Genomic DNA, 13,173 nt, shown 5'->3' on the forward strand with positions numbered 1-13,173 from the left:
GCCGTCAGGCGGCCTGCCCGCTGTGCAGCGCCGTGTACGCCCCTCCCCGACGCAGGAGTTCGTCGTGCGTGCCGATCTCCTGGACGCGGCCGTCGCCCATGACCACGATCCGGTCGGCGCCCCGCACGGTGGACAGCCGGTGCGCCACCACGAACGTGGTCCGTCCGCGCAGCAGCCGGGCGAGCGCCTGCTGCACCAGGGCCTCGGAGCGGGTGTCGAGGGCGGAGGTCGCCTCGTCGAGGACCAGCACCCTGGGGTTCCTGATCAGGGCGCGGGCGATGGCGAGGCGCTGGCGCTGCCCGCCGGACAGCCGGGCGCCACGCTCGCCGACGAGGGTGTCCAGGCCCTGCGGCAACTGCTCGACGAACTCCAGCGCGTTGGCGTCCCGCAGCGCCGCGCGCACCGCCTTCTCGTCGGCCTCGTCCTCCATGCCGTAGGCGACGTTCTCCCGGATGGTGCCGTCGAAGAGGATCGACTCCTGCGGCACGACCGAGACGAACCGCCGGTAGGTGCGCAGGTCGAGGGTGTTCATGTCGGTGCCGTCGAGCAGCAGCCGGCCCGAGGTCGGGCGGATGAAGCCGATGACGAGGTTGAGGACGGTGGACTTGCCCGCCCCGGACGCGCCGACGAGGGCGATGGTCTCCCCCGGCCGCACGGAGAGGGTGAACTCGTGCACGGCGGGCCGCTCACCGTCCCCGTAGACGTGGCCCACCTGCTCGAAGGCCACGGCCCCGCGCACCTCGGAGACCTCCGACTTGCCCTCGTTGTCCTCCAGTTCGGGCGCCTGGAGGACCTCGCCGACCGAGCGGACGGACTCCAGGCCCTTGGTGATGACCGGCGCGAGACCCGCCAGCGTGGTCGTGGAGTTGGTCAGCGTGGTCAGGAAGGCGCTGAGCATGACGACGTCGCCGGCGGTGACACCCCAGACGTCGTAGTACGACACCAGCGCCGCACCGGCGAGGACCAGCACACCGACGACGTTGAGCACCACCCAGGCCAGCGAGCCGAAGCGGCCGTTGACGAGGTCGAGGCGCATCCCGGAGGTGAGCAGCCGGTGCAGGGTGCCGTCCATGCGGCGCAGCGCCTTGCCCTCCAGGCCGTGGGCGCGGGTGACCGGGATGAGACGGGTCATCTCGGTCACGCGCGAGGACAGGGTCTCGACCTCGTGCCGGAAGTGCTCGTTGTGGGTGCGCAGCCGGGCGCGGAGGCGGGCCACGACGAGGGCGGCGGCGGGGACGACGACGAGGAAGACCGGGAGGAACTCCGGTGTGCGGACGCCGATGATGACGAGGCCGCCGATGAGCACGGTGCCCGCCCCGAGCCCGGTCTCCGCGGTCTGCTGCACCATCTGCTCCACGGTCTCCACGTCCCGCACCACCTTGGCCTGGAGCACACCGGCGCTGACGCGGGAGTGGTAGCCGATGGACAGCTGCTGCATACGGATGCAGAGCGCGGAGCGCAGCGAGGTGCCCATGCGGCGCACGCTGCCGTACAGGAGACGGACGTAGAGGATGTGCAGGGGGTAGTTGACGAGCAGGATCAGCAGGATGATCCCGGTGCTGAGCCAGAGCTCGGTGATCGCCCGGTGCTCGACGACGGTGTCGATGATGGACGCGGTGATCAGCGGCAGCAGCCAGACGGGGCTGTGCTTGACCGTGAAGATGCCGACCGCTGCGGCCAGGCGCCTGCGGTCGGCACGGAACAGATAGGCAAGGGTGCGGACGGGATGCTCGCCCCGGTAGCGGTGGTCGAGCGGTCTCTCCAACGGCGAGGCCATTGGTGGCGGTTCCTTCCGGGCGGTCGGATCATGGGGCTTCAGCAAGCGCTTTCTGCCCGGGGTGTGCCGGATTACACCGCATCCAGTACGGCGATCTCCTCCGCCGTCAGGACCAGATCGGCCGCGGCGACCGAGTCCCGGATCGTCTCCGGGCGGCTCGCGCCCGGGATCGGTACGACGACCGGCGACTTGGCGAGCATCCACGCCAGGCACACACGCTGCGGGCTCACCCCGTGCTTCTCGGCGATCCGGGCGAACGGCGCGTAGGCGGAGCCCAGTTCACCGGCCCGGGAGATACCGCCGAGAGGGCTCCAGGGCAGGAACGCGATGCCGAGTTCGTCGCACAGGCGCAGCTCGGGCTCGCTGGAGCGGAAGGCCGGGGAGAACTGGTTCTGCACGGAGACGAGCCGTCCGCCGAGGATGTCCTGGGCCTGCCGGATCTGCTCCGGGTTCGCGTTGGAGATGCCCGCCAGGCGGATCTTGCCCTCGTCCAGCAGGTCCCGCACGGCGCCGACCGAGTCCGCGTACGGCACGCGCGGGTCGGGGCGGTGGAACTGGTAGAGCCCGATGGCCTCCACACCCAGCCGGCGCAGGGACGCCTCACAGGCCTCCTTGAGGTACCGCGGGCTGCCGTCCAGGGTCCAGCTCCCGTCACCGGGACGCAGATGGCCGCCCTTGGTGGCGACCAGGACATCGGCGCCCCGGTCGTGGGAGGAGAGGGCCTTGGCGATCAGGGACTCGTTGTGGCCGACCTCGTCGGCGTCGCGGTGATAGGCGTCCGCGGTGTCGATCAGCGTCACGCCCGCGTCGAGGGCGGCGTGCAGCGTGGCGAGCGAGCGGGCCTCGTCCGGGCGCCCCTCGATCGACATGGGCATCCCGCCCAGACCGATCGCACTGACCTCGACATCACCGATGCGTCGCGTGTGCATGGCTCGTGACCTCTTCCGGGCTGTCGCGGGACGTTGGGCACCGGCAAGCGGTTGCACCGCACCGGTCGCACACCAGCCTGAACCCGCCTCGGCCCGCAGGTCCAATAGAAGAACGCGAACGTATTCAGCAGCGCGAGGACTGAATCACCGAGGCGTTCCGCCTGCCCGGCGCCCCGGAGCACGGCGAGGGCGGGCGCGTCGAAACCCGCGGCGGGCTGCCGCACGGCAGCCAGTGCTCGTACGCGGTCACGCATACGGGCGCCGCGTGCCCGATCAGCCGGGGCAGCAGGTCCGAGGACGCCAGGCCGGTACGTCGTGCGGCGAACTCCGTGACCAGCATCCACCACAGGGGCGACTTCCCGAGACAACTGATCAGGCTGGAGAAGCTGTTGGCGGCGACCGATCCGGCCGTCCCGCCCGGGCTCCCGCCGCTCCGCCCGTCACCGCCTGCCCCGTCCCGTGTCCGCACCCACGCCCACTCCCCCGATCACGCATCGGGCGGACCCCGCCCACGCCACCGCTCGCAACCGGGCCGACTCCGACGTATCCGGACGCTCCGGCGCCAGGCCCGGACATGTCATCGATCTTTCCCCGCATTCCGGTTGCGCGGCCCTCAGGTGCGTGTGGCACTCTCGGGCTGGACCTTCGGGGTGTGGAAAGGCGGGGCCATGCGCATCGGACTGCTCGGCACGGGCTCATGGGCCGAGGGGGCGCACGCGCCCGCCCTGAGCTCACACCGCGAGCTGGATTTCGTCGGGGTGTGGGGCCGCCGTCCGGAGGCCGCCAAGGAGTTGGCGGGCCGCTTCGGCACACGGGCCTACGACGACGTCGACGCCCTGTTCGCCGACGTGGACGCCGTCGCGGTGGCGCTGCCGCCCGCCGTCCAGGCCGGACTGGCGGTACGGGCGGCGCGGGCGGGCTGCCATCTGCTGCTGGACAAGCCGCTCGCGCCGACGGTCGAGGAGGGCCGGGCCGTGGTCGAGGCGGTCCGGGAGGCGGGAGTCGCCTCGGTCGTCTTCTTCACGACCCGCTTCCAGAGCGTGACCGAGGCGTGGATCACCGAACAGGCCGCCGTCGAGGGCTGGTTCACCGCGCGGGCCGAGTGGCTCGGCGCGGTGTTCACCACGGACAGTCCGTTCGGGGACTCGCCGTGGCGACGGGAGAAGGGCGCGCTGTGGGACGTCGGGCCGCACGCCCTGTCGGTGCTGCTGCCGGTCCTGGGCGACGTACGGCAGGTGGCCGCCGCCGCGCACGGTCCCGCGGACACCGTGCACCTGGTCCTTCACCACACCGGTGGCGCGTCCAGCACGCTGACGCTGAGCCTGACGGCGCCGCCCGCGGCGGCGGGTGCGGCGGTCGAACTGCGCGGCGAGGGCGGGGTGGCGCTCCTCCCGCGCAGCCCGGACGGCGCGGTTCCCGCGCTCGAACGGGCCGCGGACGCGCTGCTCGCCGCCGCTCGCAGCGGCCGTCCGCATCCGTGCGACGCCACGTTCGGGCTGCGGGTCACGGAGATCCTGGCGACGGCGGAGGCCCTGCTGGGCGGCTGACGCCGCTCACCACTCCCTCTCGACCGCCTCCGTCAGCCGGGAGACGGCCGCCGGATCCGGCAGGCTCGCCAGCGTGTCGACGACCTTCTTGCTCGCGAACTCCCGTTGTGCGGTGGTCGCGTCCGGATCGATCGCGCCCTCGGCCTGCACCTTGACGAAGTTCAGATCCGTCGCGAACAGCATCGAGAACGCGTCCAGGCTCCTGACCGTCGCACGGCCGCCGGCGTCCACGTACGCCCGCACGAGCCGACGCGCGGATCCGGCGGTGAAGTCGTTTCCGCCCGCCCAGACGTACAGGGCACGGGCCAGTTCACGTTCCGCCGCGATGGGTCCGGCGTTGTCCCAGTCCAGGAGGGAGGGGCCGGCCGGGCCGACCAGGACGTTCTGCGGCTGCATGTCGAGATGCGACACCACCAGGTCACCGGGGCCGGACGGGGAGACGTACCGAGCGAGTTCGGGCGCCGTGGTGTCGATGAACCGGCCGAGCTCGTCGGCCCACGGCATCCCGGCTCGGCGGACCTCCTTGTGGAGCTCCGCCCAGTCGGCGTCCCGGGGGCACTCCTCGTACCAGACGTGAGGTGTCCCGGTCGCGCCCCGGCCCGCCCGGTGGAGGAGGGCCAGGGTCCGGCCGCACCAGCTCAGGAGGTCCGGGTCGGCGGGGTCCGCCTGGGTTCCGGTGACCCAGTCGTAGAGCTTCACGGCGGAACCGTCGAGCTGCGAGACGTGCGCGCCGTCGCGGTTGGGCAGGAGGCGTGGTGCGGAGATCCCCAGACCTTCGGTGGCCTCGCGCAGGGCGATCTCGTACCGGAACTCCTCCTCGCTGCCGCCGAAGATCAGTTCCTTCACCGCCCACGAGGTGCCGTTCCCGGTCAGCTTCCAGATCTGCCCCAGGGCGCCGCGGGTGACCGGCGTCATCGTCCAGGGCCCGGCACCCAGTCCGTAGGTGTCTGCGATCAAGTCGGCGGCGCTCTGCATACAGCTCTCCTCCATGCGTCTCAACCACCCAAGATCGCAGGGAGGGCACCTACTCGTCGAAGGGTTTGTCGCTCCAGCGGAACCAGGCCCGGTCGCCCTCGATGTGCAGGAGGAACTCGGGGACCGGGCCTTCCGGCGAGGTCAGGGACACGCGTCTCCGGATCTCGTCGTAGGCCCGCTCCCATTCCTCGCCCAGGTCCTCGGTCAGGGCGAGTTCGCGGGCGAACAGCTCCCGCAGGGCGTCGAAGGCAGGAGCGGCCGTGAAGCGGCCCGACAGCCAGGGGAAGTCGCCTTCGTCGATCAGGATCTCCCCGACCGGGACATCGCCGCTGTGCAGGTGCCAGACCTCGCCGTCGAACCCCACTACGCCTCCGTCACCCGGTGCCGACTCTCCTGGACACCCTGCCATCCGGCACTGACAGCGGCGCCCGGGCCTACCGCGCGTCCGCCGGCAGATGGAAGTTGACGCGTTCGCGCGTGACCGGGTATCCGGCCTTGGCGAAGTGCGCGGCCATCGGGGCGTTGCCCTGGTCCGTCGCGGCGACGATGAACTCGGCGCCCTGCGCGACGAGGTGGTGGGTGCACTCGGTCAGAAGGTCGTAGGCGTAGCCGTGTCCGCGCTGTTCGGGCACGACGCCGATGAAGCCGACGATCGGGGCCTGGTGGTTGCGGGCCGGGATGTGGATCCCCGCCAGCTCTCCTTGCGGCGTGTGCGCGACCTGCCACCACTCGCGCGGCGACGGGCACCAGCGGAAGAAGTCGAGCTCCTCCTGTGCCGCCTTGTCGACGCCGCCCTCCTGGACGGCCTTCAGCGCGTGGGCGTCCAGGGTGGCGGAGTGGATCCGGCGCAGCGCGTCGAAGAAGACGGCGTCGTCGGGTTCGGCGCCGAAGACCAGACGTCCGGGCCGCTCGGGCAGCCCGCATGCGGGGGTCCAGCGGTAGTTGAAGCGTTCGACCAACAATGCGTACCCGGCCGCCCGTGCGGCGGTGAAGCGGGCCTCGACGGCGGTGCGCAGGGCCGGGTTCTCGCGCCAGCCGGGCGGCAGGCTGAAGTCGATGTCGACCTGCCAGGGCGCCGAGCGCAGGAGTTCCGCGGCCGCCTCCGTCTCACCGTCGGCCATGTCGAGCCGGTCGACGCAGAGCGGTTCGGTGTCGTCGGGGCCGCCCCACCAGGCGGCCCGGGCGACGATCCGGCCGTCGCGCAGCGCCACGCGCTGCCAGTCGGGGCGGTGCCGGGTCAGCGGGTGCGCGGCGCGCACACCGAGCGGGTCGGGCAGGGAGTCGAACTCATGGGCGGTGCTGTCGTCGAGCTGGCGGATGACCGTCGCGGTCATGGATTCCTCCGGGATGCTGTGTGGAGCGCTCCCGGGAAGCTCAGAGACGCACGCCGGGGGCGACGTGAAGGGAGCGCGGGATGTCGGTGTACTGCACGGCACTCGCCTCCTTCCGTCGGTCTCGGGGCGTGACGCGCTGACGCTAGAGGCTCCCGCGGGCGGCGTCCAGCGAATTTCCCCGGCGTGCGCGGCGCACCGGGTCGGAGGACCGTAGAGGCGTGGGAAAGGCGCAGGTCACACGGGACCGCCGGGACCGGCGCGGCTGGTTGCACGGCGCACCGCCGCCCGGCTGGGTACGCGTGCTGCCGCCCGCCCTGCTCGCGGGGGTGTGCGCGGTGACCCTGGCCAGCCCCGGCCCCCTCGATATCGGCTTCCTGCTGGGAGCCATCCCGCCACTGGCCGTGCTGTCCTACGGCCCCGTGGGCACCGCGCTGCTCGGCGGCCTCGTCGTGAGCGTGCTGGTCGTCCCGGCGTTCCGGCTCAACGACCCCGGCACCACGGATCTGCTGACCGTCTCCTTCGTCGCCGCGCTGAGTGTGCTGGTGTCCTACGTACGGAGCAGGCGCGACGCCCAGTTGGTCACCGAACGGGCGGTGGCCGAGGCCGCCCAGCGGGCCGTGGTGCCGCCGCTGCCGGAGCGGGTGGGGCCGGTGGGATGTGCGGGGCTGTACCGGGCGGCGCAGCACGGCACGCTCGTCGGCGGTGACTTCTTCGACGTACGGCGGGGCCCGCACGGTGTGCGTGCGGTGATGGGCGATGTGCAGGGGCACGGGCTGTCGGCCGTCGCGACCGTCGCCTCGCTGCTGGGCGCGTTCCGGGAGGCGGTGCTGGACGAGCCGGACCCGGAGTCGGTGGCGGCCCGGCTCGACCGCAGGCTGGTGGTGGACTCCGCGGACGTGCCGCACGCCGAGCTGTTCGCCACGGCCGTGGTGCTGGAGTTCTCCGCCGACGCGCGGGCCGTGCGCATCGTCGTGTGCGGGCATCCGGCGCCGCTGCTGCTGCGCGAGGGGCGGGTGGCGGAGCTGGAGGTGACGGCGGGTGTGCCGCTGGGGCTGGGGCTGTCCGGGGCCGGCCCGGCGGTGGGGGTCACGGTGCCGTTGCGCGCCGGTGACCGGCTCTTCCTCGCGTCCGACGGGGTCTCCGAGGCCAGGGGCGCCGACGGTGCCTTCTATCCGCTGCTCGACCGGCTCACCGGGTTCGCCGATGACGATCCCGCGGTCATGGTGCGGCATGTGTGGCGCGACCTGACGGGGTACGGCGGAACCGTCCTGGACGATGTGACGATGCTCGTCCTCAGCCCTGTCTGACCGGTTCGTGCTCCCCCTCGGCGTCGATGTGCGGCAGGATCCGGTCCAGCCACCTCGGGGTCCACCAGGCGTGCCGGCCCAGCAGCGTCATGACCGCCGGAACCATGAGCAGCCGGACGACGGTCGCGTCGATCAGCACGCTCACGGCGAGTCCCAGGCCGAGCATCTTGACCACGATGTTGTCGCTGACGATGAACGCCGCGAAGACGCTCACCATGATCAGTGCCGCGCAGGTGATGACCCGTGCCGTGATCTCCAGCGCGTGGGCGACCGACGCCTTGGCATCCCCGGTGCGCAGCCAGGCCTCGTGCACCCGGGACAGCAGGAAGATCTCGTAGTCCATGCTCAGCCCGAAGATGATCGCGAACATCATCATCGGGACATAGCTCTCGATGGGCACCGTGCCGGAGACTCCGAGGGCGGGGCCGCCCCAGCCCCACTGGAAGACGGCGACGACGACCCCGTAGGAAGCGGCGATCGACAGGACGTTGAGGACGGCCGCCTTGATCGCGACGAGCAGCCCGCGGAAGACCGCGAGGATGATCAGGAAGGCCAGGGCGACCACGACGCCGATGATGAGGGGCAGCCGGCTGGAGACGATGTCGCGGAAGTCGACCTGGGCGGCGGTCGTGCCGGTGACGTAGCCCTGGGCGTCGGTGCCGGACACCGCGGCGGGCAGCGTGTCGTCGATCAGGCGGTTGGTCAGGTCCGTGGTGGCGGCGCTCTGCGGGGACGTCTTCGAGTAGACCGTGCCGATCAGGACGTCGCCGTCCTCGGTGGTCGTCAGCGGAGTGACGGTGGCCGCGCCGGAGACACCGTCGAGGGTCTTCTGGGCCTGTGAGGTGAGGTCGGAGCGGCCGGAGTCCGGCACGGAGGTCTGGTCGATGACGACGGTGAGCGGGCCGTTGGAGCCGGGGCCGAACGCGTCGGTCATCAGGTCGTAGGCGCGCCGGTCGGTGAAGGAGGTGGGGTCGGCGCCGTCGCCGATGTGGCCGAGCTGGATGGAGAACACCGGGATGGCGAGGACGGCGACGGTTACCAGTCCCGCGGCCAGATAGCGCAGCGGGTGGTGTTCCACGCGGAGCGCGTAACGGTGCCAGGTGCCGTGCGGCTCGGCGCCTTCCCCGGCGTCGGTCTCGGCGACGGGGCGGCGCACCCGGTAGCGGTCGATACGGGTGCCGATCAGCCCGAGCAGGGCCGGGACCAGGGTGAGCGCGCCGAGCACGGCGGAGACGACCGTCACGGCGGCGGCGACACCGAGTTTGCCGATGAACCCCACACCGGAGGCGGACAGGCCCGCGAGCGCGACGATGACCGTGCAGCCGGAGACGAGTACGGCACGACCGCTGGTCGCGGTGGCCCGGCCCGCGGCGGTGACCGGGTCGGCGCCGTTCATCAGGTGCTGGCGATGACGGGTGATCAGGAACAGCGCGTAGTCGATGCCGACGCCCAGTCCGATCATCGTGGCCAGGGTCGGCGAGACGGTCGCGAAGGTGAACGCGGCGGCGAGCAGTCCGAGGCAGGCGAGCCCGCCGATCACACTGATCAACGCGGTCAGCAGAGGCAGACCCGCGGCGATCACACTGCCGAAGCCGACGAGCAGGACGACGATCGCCACCGCGAAACCGATCAACTCGCTCACCCGGTCGTCGGCTGCGGGCCGCGCCAGCTCGCCGAGCGGTCCGCCGTACTCGACGTCGGCGCCGGCCGACCGCAGCGGCTGCACCGAGGTGTCCACCCCGTGCAGGTAGTCGTCGCCCAGGGTGGAGGGCTGTACGTCGAAGCGGACGGTGATGTACGCCGTCTTCGCGTCGGAGGACAGCGGTCCGACGGCCGAGGAGGTGGCGGTCAGCGGGTTCTGGACGGCCAGGACGTGCGGGAGCTTCTGCAGGTCGCCGACGGTCGTCGACATCTGGGAGTCCAGCGAGGTGAGGGCCTTGTCGCCGTCGTGCACGACGATCTGGCTGCTGTAACCGCCCGCCGCCGGGTCGTGCTTCTTCAGGACGTCCAGGCCCTGTTCGGACTGCACGTCGGGCAGGGAGAAGTTGTCCTCGTACTCCCCGCCGAAGGACCGGTTCAGGACCTGGAGGGCGACCAGCGCGACCAACCAGGCGACGATGACGATCACGAAGTGCCGGGCACACCACTGGCCCAGCCGGCGCAGTGCCCCGACGGGGGCGGCCTCTTCGTCCCCTGCGGTACTTCGGGTGGGTGACATGTCCTGGACCTTTGTTCGGTACCCCCATTACACGCCCGCGCGATCTCCGCGGCATCCCGGGTGAGGCCCCTCCGGATGCACGCGGCGCTCCCGGGGTGAATGGTGATATCGGACCCGATGACGACCCGAGGAGCAGAGATCATGCCGACGTCACAGCCCGACGCGTCCGGTCCGTCCGAGGACCGCGCCACCCCGGACGCCCTGCTCCACACCCGCACCGGCACCGAGGTGTCACCCGAGGACCTGGTGCTCGCCACAGGCAGGGACCTCACCCCGCGCAACCTGGAGTGGGCCAGGCGCAAGCTGGAGGCCGAGGGACCGGCCGCCATGGAGAAGCTGCTGCCCTAGCGCCTGTCCGGCGGACAGGTCTGGTTGCACCACCATCGGGCCCGGTCTTCCGACCGGGCCCGTCAGTCCGCTGCGTCTTCGTCAGTCCGATGCGTCGTCCTGGTCCCTGCAGAGCACCGGAACCCGCTGGACGAGGTTGTTGGCGAACCCGCCCCGGTTCCAGGGCTGGTCCAGCGGCTGGGTGTGCCCCTCGGCGTCGGTGGCCCGCGCGCTCAGCAGGTACGCGCCGGGCGTCGCCGTCCAGGTGAGACGCCAGCGGCGCCATGCCCAGCGGTGCCCGTCGTCCGGCTCCAGTACGGTCTCGTGCCAGGTGCGACCGGCGTCCGCGCTCACCTCGACCCGGGTCACCGGCGCCCGCCCGGACCAGGCGCGCCCCTCCCGCGGGACCTCGCCCGGCCGCACCACCCGGGTCCGTGACATGAAGTCCGGGAAGCCCGGCGGCACCAGCAGGGCGCGCGGCGCGATGCGGGTGACGGGTTCGCCCGGGTCCTCGGGGCGTTCCCGCAGGCGGTAGGCGACGGCCTGCTGGAACCCGGTGAACGGTTCGTCGACGACGCTCACGTCGCACAGCCACTTCACATGGGCCATGCCGTACCAGCCGGGTACCACCAGCCGCAGCGGATACCCGTGCTGCGGCGGCAGCGGGGCGCCGTTCATCTCGTACGCCACCAGCACCTCGGGCTCGCCGCCCGTGGCGTCCTCGACGGACAGGGAGCGCTGGTAGTCCTGCTCGACCCCGCGCTCCACCCCGTGATCGGCGCCGGTGAAGACCACGTCGACGGCACCGGGCTCGATGCCGGCCTCCGCCAGCAGCAGCCGCAGCGGCACACCGGTCCACTCGGCGGTGCCGACCGCCTCGACGAGCCAGGGCTGGCTCACCGGCCGAGGCGTCAGCAGGGCCCGCCCGTTGCCGGCGCACTCCAGCGTCACCCTGGTGGTGACCTGGGGGAACGCCCGCAGGTCGGCCAGGTCCAGGCGCAGCGAGCGGCGGACCAGGCCGCCGAGAGTGAGCTGCCACGCGGTGTCGTCGGGGACGTAGGGAATGTCGTAGTGCGTCAGCACGTAGTGCAGGCCCGGCGGGGTGAGGTCGTGGCGCAGGGCTTCCAGGGGCAGTCCGTGGTTGCGGGTGGCGAGGGCGAGTTCGTCCGGGCCGATGCCCTCGTCGGGGGCGGCCAGCCGGGCGGGTGCGCTCACGTCACCGAGTCGTCGACCCATGACTCCAGTGTCGCGCCGCGAGCCAACCCTTGCACGCTGCTTGCGGGTTCACCCTTTCGAATGGGGCCCTCGAGCTGCCAGACTGCGGAAGGTGCCCGACTTCGACATGCTTGTCATCGGATCCGGTCCGGGTGGCCAGAAGGCCGCCATCGCCGCGGCCAAGCTGGGCCGCCGAGTGGCCGTCATCGACCGCCCCGACATGGTCGGCGGGGTCTCCATCCACACCGGCACCATTCCCTCCAAGACGCTGCGCGAGGCGGTGCTCTACCTCACCGGTCTCACCCAGCGCGATCTGTACGGGCAGAGCTACCGGCTCAAGGAGGACATCACCGTCGCCGACCTGACCGCCCGCACCCAGCACGTGGTCGGCCGGGAGGTCGACGTCATCCGCAGCCAGCTCTCCCGCAACCACGTCGCCCTCTACGCCGGAACCGGCCGTTTCGTCGACTCCCACACCGTCGCCCTGCGCGAGGTGACCGGCCATGAACGGCTGATCAGCGCCGAGCACATCGTCATCGCCACCGGCACCCGGCCCGCCCGGCCGGACACGGTCGAGTTCGACGAGCGGACGATCCTGGACTCGGACAACGTCCTCGCCCTGGAACACGTTCCGCGGTCCATGGTCATCGTCGGCGCGGGTGTCATCGGCATGGAGTACGCGTCCATGTTCGCCGCGCTCGGCAGCAAGATCACCGTGGTCGAGAAGCGGGCCGGGATGCTCGACATGTGCGACATCGAGGTGATCGAGTCGCTCAAGTACCACCTGCGGGACCTCGCCGTGACGTTCCGGTTCGGGGAGACGGTGGCCGCGGTCGAGCGGCACCCCCGGGGCACGCTCACCATTCTGGAGAGCGGCAAGAAGATCCCCGCCGACGCGGTGATGTACTCGGCGGGCCGACAGGGGCTCACCGACGACCTCGATCTCGACAAGGCGGGGCTGGCGGCGGACCGCCGGGGCAGGATCACGGTCGACGAGCACTACCGCACCGAGGTGCCGCACATCTACGCCGTCGGCGACGTCATCGGCTTCCCGGCGCTGGCCGCGACCTCGATGGAGCAGGGCCGGTCGGCGGCCTACCACGCCTGTGGGGAGACCGTCGGGCGGATGCACCACCTCCAGCCGATCGGCATCTACACCATCCCGGAGATCAGCTTCGTGGGCCGGACGGAGGATCAACTCACCGAGGACAGTGTCCCGTTCGAGGTCGGCATCTCCCGCTACCGCGAACTGGCCCGCGGACAGATCATCGGCGACTCGCACGGCATGCTGAAACTGCTGGTCTCCCCCGAGGACCGCACGTTGCTCGGCGTGCACTGCTTCGGCACCGGCGCCACCGAACTCATCCACATCGGCCAGTCCGTGATGGGCTGCGGCGGCACGGTCGACTACCTCGTCGACGCGGTGTTCAACTACCCGACGCTCGCGGAGTCCTACAAGGTCGCCGCCCTCGACGCCACGAACAAACTCCGCCAGATCGACCGCATCGGGGACTGAGGGAACCCGGCGCTCGGACGCTCCTCGC

General features: G+C 71.6%; 12 protein-coding genes. 4 read left to right on the forward strand and 8 right to left on the reverse strand.

Going from position 1 to position 13,173, the window contains the following annotated elements:
• Window positions 1-4: 4 nt before the first annotated feature.
• The 3 genes from ACIOHP_RS35280 to ACIOHP_RS35290 form a co-directional block, all read right to left on the reverse strand.
• On the reverse strand, window positions 5-1,777 hold the full coding sequence (locus ACIOHP_RS35280; protein WP_401893777.1) for an ABC transporter ATP-binding protein: 1,773 nt from the start codon (window positions 1,775-1,777) through the stop codon (window positions 5-7).
• A 71-nt stretch (window positions 1,778-1,848) separates the two neighbouring features.
• Window positions 1,849-2,706, reverse strand: coding sequence for an aldo/keto reductase (locus ACIOHP_RS35285; protein WP_401893779.1), 858 nt, complete (start codon window positions 2,704-2,706; stop codon window positions 1,849-1,851).
• Window positions 2,707-2,830: 124 nt separating this feature from the next.
• Window positions 2,831-3,046 carry a hypothetical protein gene (locus tag ACIOHP_RS35290; RefSeq protein WP_401893897.1) on the reverse strand — a complete coding sequence of 72 codons (216 nt, stop codon included), beginning with the start codon at window positions 3,044-3,046 and terminating at the stop codon, window positions 2,831-2,833.
• A 328-nt stretch (window positions 3,047-3,374) separates the two neighbouring features.
• Here ACIOHP_RS35290 and ACIOHP_RS35295 point away from each other — a divergent pair, with 328 nt between their 5' ends.
• On the forward strand, window positions 3,375-4,253 hold the full coding sequence (locus tag ACIOHP_RS35295; RefSeq protein ID WP_401893780.1) for a Gfo/Idh/MocA family protein: 879 nt from the start codon (window positions 3,375-3,377) through the stop codon (window positions 4,251-4,253).
• 6 nt (window positions 4,254-4,259) lie between these two features.
• Here the strand turns inward: ACIOHP_RS35295 and ACIOHP_RS35300 are convergent, their stop codons facing one another.
• The 3 genes from ACIOHP_RS35300 to ACIOHP_RS35310 all read right to left on the reverse strand — a co-directional run bounded on the left by ACIOHP_RS35300 (window position 4,260) and on the right by ACIOHP_RS35310 (window position 6,562).
• A complete protein-coding gene (locus tag ACIOHP_RS35300; protein WP_401893781.1) occupies window positions 4,260-5,228 on the reverse strand; it encodes a phosphotransferase enzyme family protein in 969 nt (322 codons plus the stop codon).
• A 49-nt stretch (window positions 5,229-5,277) separates the two neighbouring features.
• Window positions 5,278-5,592, reverse strand: a complete 315-nt coding sequence (locus tag ACIOHP_RS35305) for a hypothetical protein (RefSeq protein ID WP_361551705.1) — start codon at window positions 5,590-5,592, stop codon at window positions 5,278-5,280.
• 70 nt (window positions 5,593-5,662) lie between these two features.
• On the reverse strand, window positions 5,663-6,562 hold the full coding sequence (locus tag ACIOHP_RS35310) for a GNAT family N-acetyltransferase (RefSeq protein WP_401893783.1): 900 nt from the start codon (window positions 6,560-6,562) through the stop codon (window positions 5,663-5,665).
• Between the two features lie 218 nt (window positions 6,563-6,780).
• On the opposite strand from ACIOHP_RS35310, the gene ACIOHP_RS35315 reads away from it, so the two are divergent.
• Window positions 6,781-7,869, forward strand: a complete 1,089-nt coding sequence (locus ACIOHP_RS35315; protein WP_401893784.1) for a PP2C family protein-serine/threonine phosphatase — start codon at window positions 6,781-6,783, stop codon at window positions 7,867-7,869.
• Here ACIOHP_RS35315 and ACIOHP_RS35320 read toward each other — a convergent pair.
• Window positions 7,856-10,087, reverse strand: coding sequence for an MMPL family transporter (locus tag ACIOHP_RS35320; protein ID WP_401893785.1), 2,232 nt, complete (start codon window positions 10,085-10,087; stop codon window positions 7,856-7,858). The two genes, ACIOHP_RS35315 and ACIOHP_RS35320, sit on opposite strands and share 14 nt — an antisense overlap.
• A gap of 141 nt (window positions 10,088-10,228) precedes the next feature.
• On the opposite strand from ACIOHP_RS35320, the gene ACIOHP_RS35325 reads away from it, so the two are divergent.
• The gene (locus tag ACIOHP_RS35325; RefSeq protein ID WP_361492869.1) at window positions 10,229-10,435 is read left to right on the forward strand and encodes a hypothetical protein; all 207 of its coding nucleotides are present in this window, start codon (window positions 10,229-10,231) and stop codon (window positions 10,433-10,435) included.
• Between the two features lie 81 nt (window positions 10,436-10,516).
• On the opposite strand, the gene ACIOHP_RS35330 is transcribed toward ACIOHP_RS35325, so the two are convergent.
• Window positions 10,517-11,650, reverse strand: a complete 1,134-nt coding sequence (locus ACIOHP_RS35330) for a sulfite oxidase (protein ID WP_401893787.1) — start codon at window positions 11,648-11,650, stop codon at window positions 10,517-10,519.
• Between the two features lie 91 nt (window positions 11,651-11,741).
• On the opposite strand from ACIOHP_RS35330, the gene sthA reads away from it, so the two are divergent.
• Window positions 11,742-13,145: a Si-specific NAD(P)(+) transhydrogenase gene (gene sthA, locus ACIOHP_RS35335; protein ID WP_401893788.1), complete on the forward strand. Its 1,404-nt coding sequence runs from the start codon at window positions 11,742-11,744 to the stop codon at window positions 13,143-13,145.
• The last annotated feature ends 28 nt before the right edge of the window (window positions 13,146-13,173 follow it).

It is taken from the genome of Streptomyces sp. NPDC087859 (genome assembly GCF_044742595.1).
In the GTDB taxonomy this organism is placed as follows: domain Bacteria; phylum Actinomycetota; class Actinomycetes; order Streptomycetales; family Streptomycetaceae; genus Streptomyces; species Streptomyces canus_F.

What these genes read in the sequence shown, in the direction of transcription:
- ACIOHP_RS35285 (WP_401893779.1), bottom strand. Translation starts at nt 2,706, where the DNA reads ATGCACACGCGACGCATCGGTGATGTCGAGGTCAGTGCGATCGGTCTG.
- ACIOHP_RS35330 (WP_401893787.1), bottom strand. Translation starts at nt 11,650, where the DNA reads ATGGGTCGACGACTCGGTGACGTGAGCGCACCCGCCCGGCTGGCCGCC.
- ACIOHP_RS35325 (WP_361492869.1), top strand. Translation starts at nt 10,229, where the DNA reads ATGCCGACGTCACAGCCCGACGCGTCCGGTCCGTCCGAGGACCGCGCC.
- ACIOHP_RS35295 (WP_401893780.1), top strand. Translation starts at nt 3,375, where the DNA reads ATGCGCATCGGACTGCTCGGCACGGGCTCATGGGCCGAGGGGGCGCAC.
- ACIOHP_RS35310 (WP_401893783.1), bottom strand. Translation starts at nt 6,562, where the DNA reads ATGACCGCGACGGTCATCCGCCAGCTCGACGACAGCACCGCCCATGAG.
- ACIOHP_RS35290 (WP_401893897.1), bottom strand. Translation starts at nt 3,046, where the DNA reads ATGCTGGTCACGGAGTTCGCCGCACGACGTACCGGCCTGGCGTCCTCG.
- ACIOHP_RS35300 (WP_401893781.1), bottom strand. Translation starts at nt 5,228, where the DNA reads ATGCAGAGCGCCGCCGACTTGATCGCAGACACCTACGGACTGGGTGCC.
- ACIOHP_RS35320 (WP_401893785.1), bottom strand. Translation starts at nt 10,087, where the DNA reads ATGTCACCCACCCGAAGTACCGCAGGGGACGAAGAGGCCGCCCCCGTC.
- ACIOHP_RS35280 (WP_401893777.1), bottom strand. Translation starts at nt 1,777, where the DNA reads ATGGCCTCGCCGTTGGAGAGACCGCTCGACCACCGCTACCGGGGCGAG.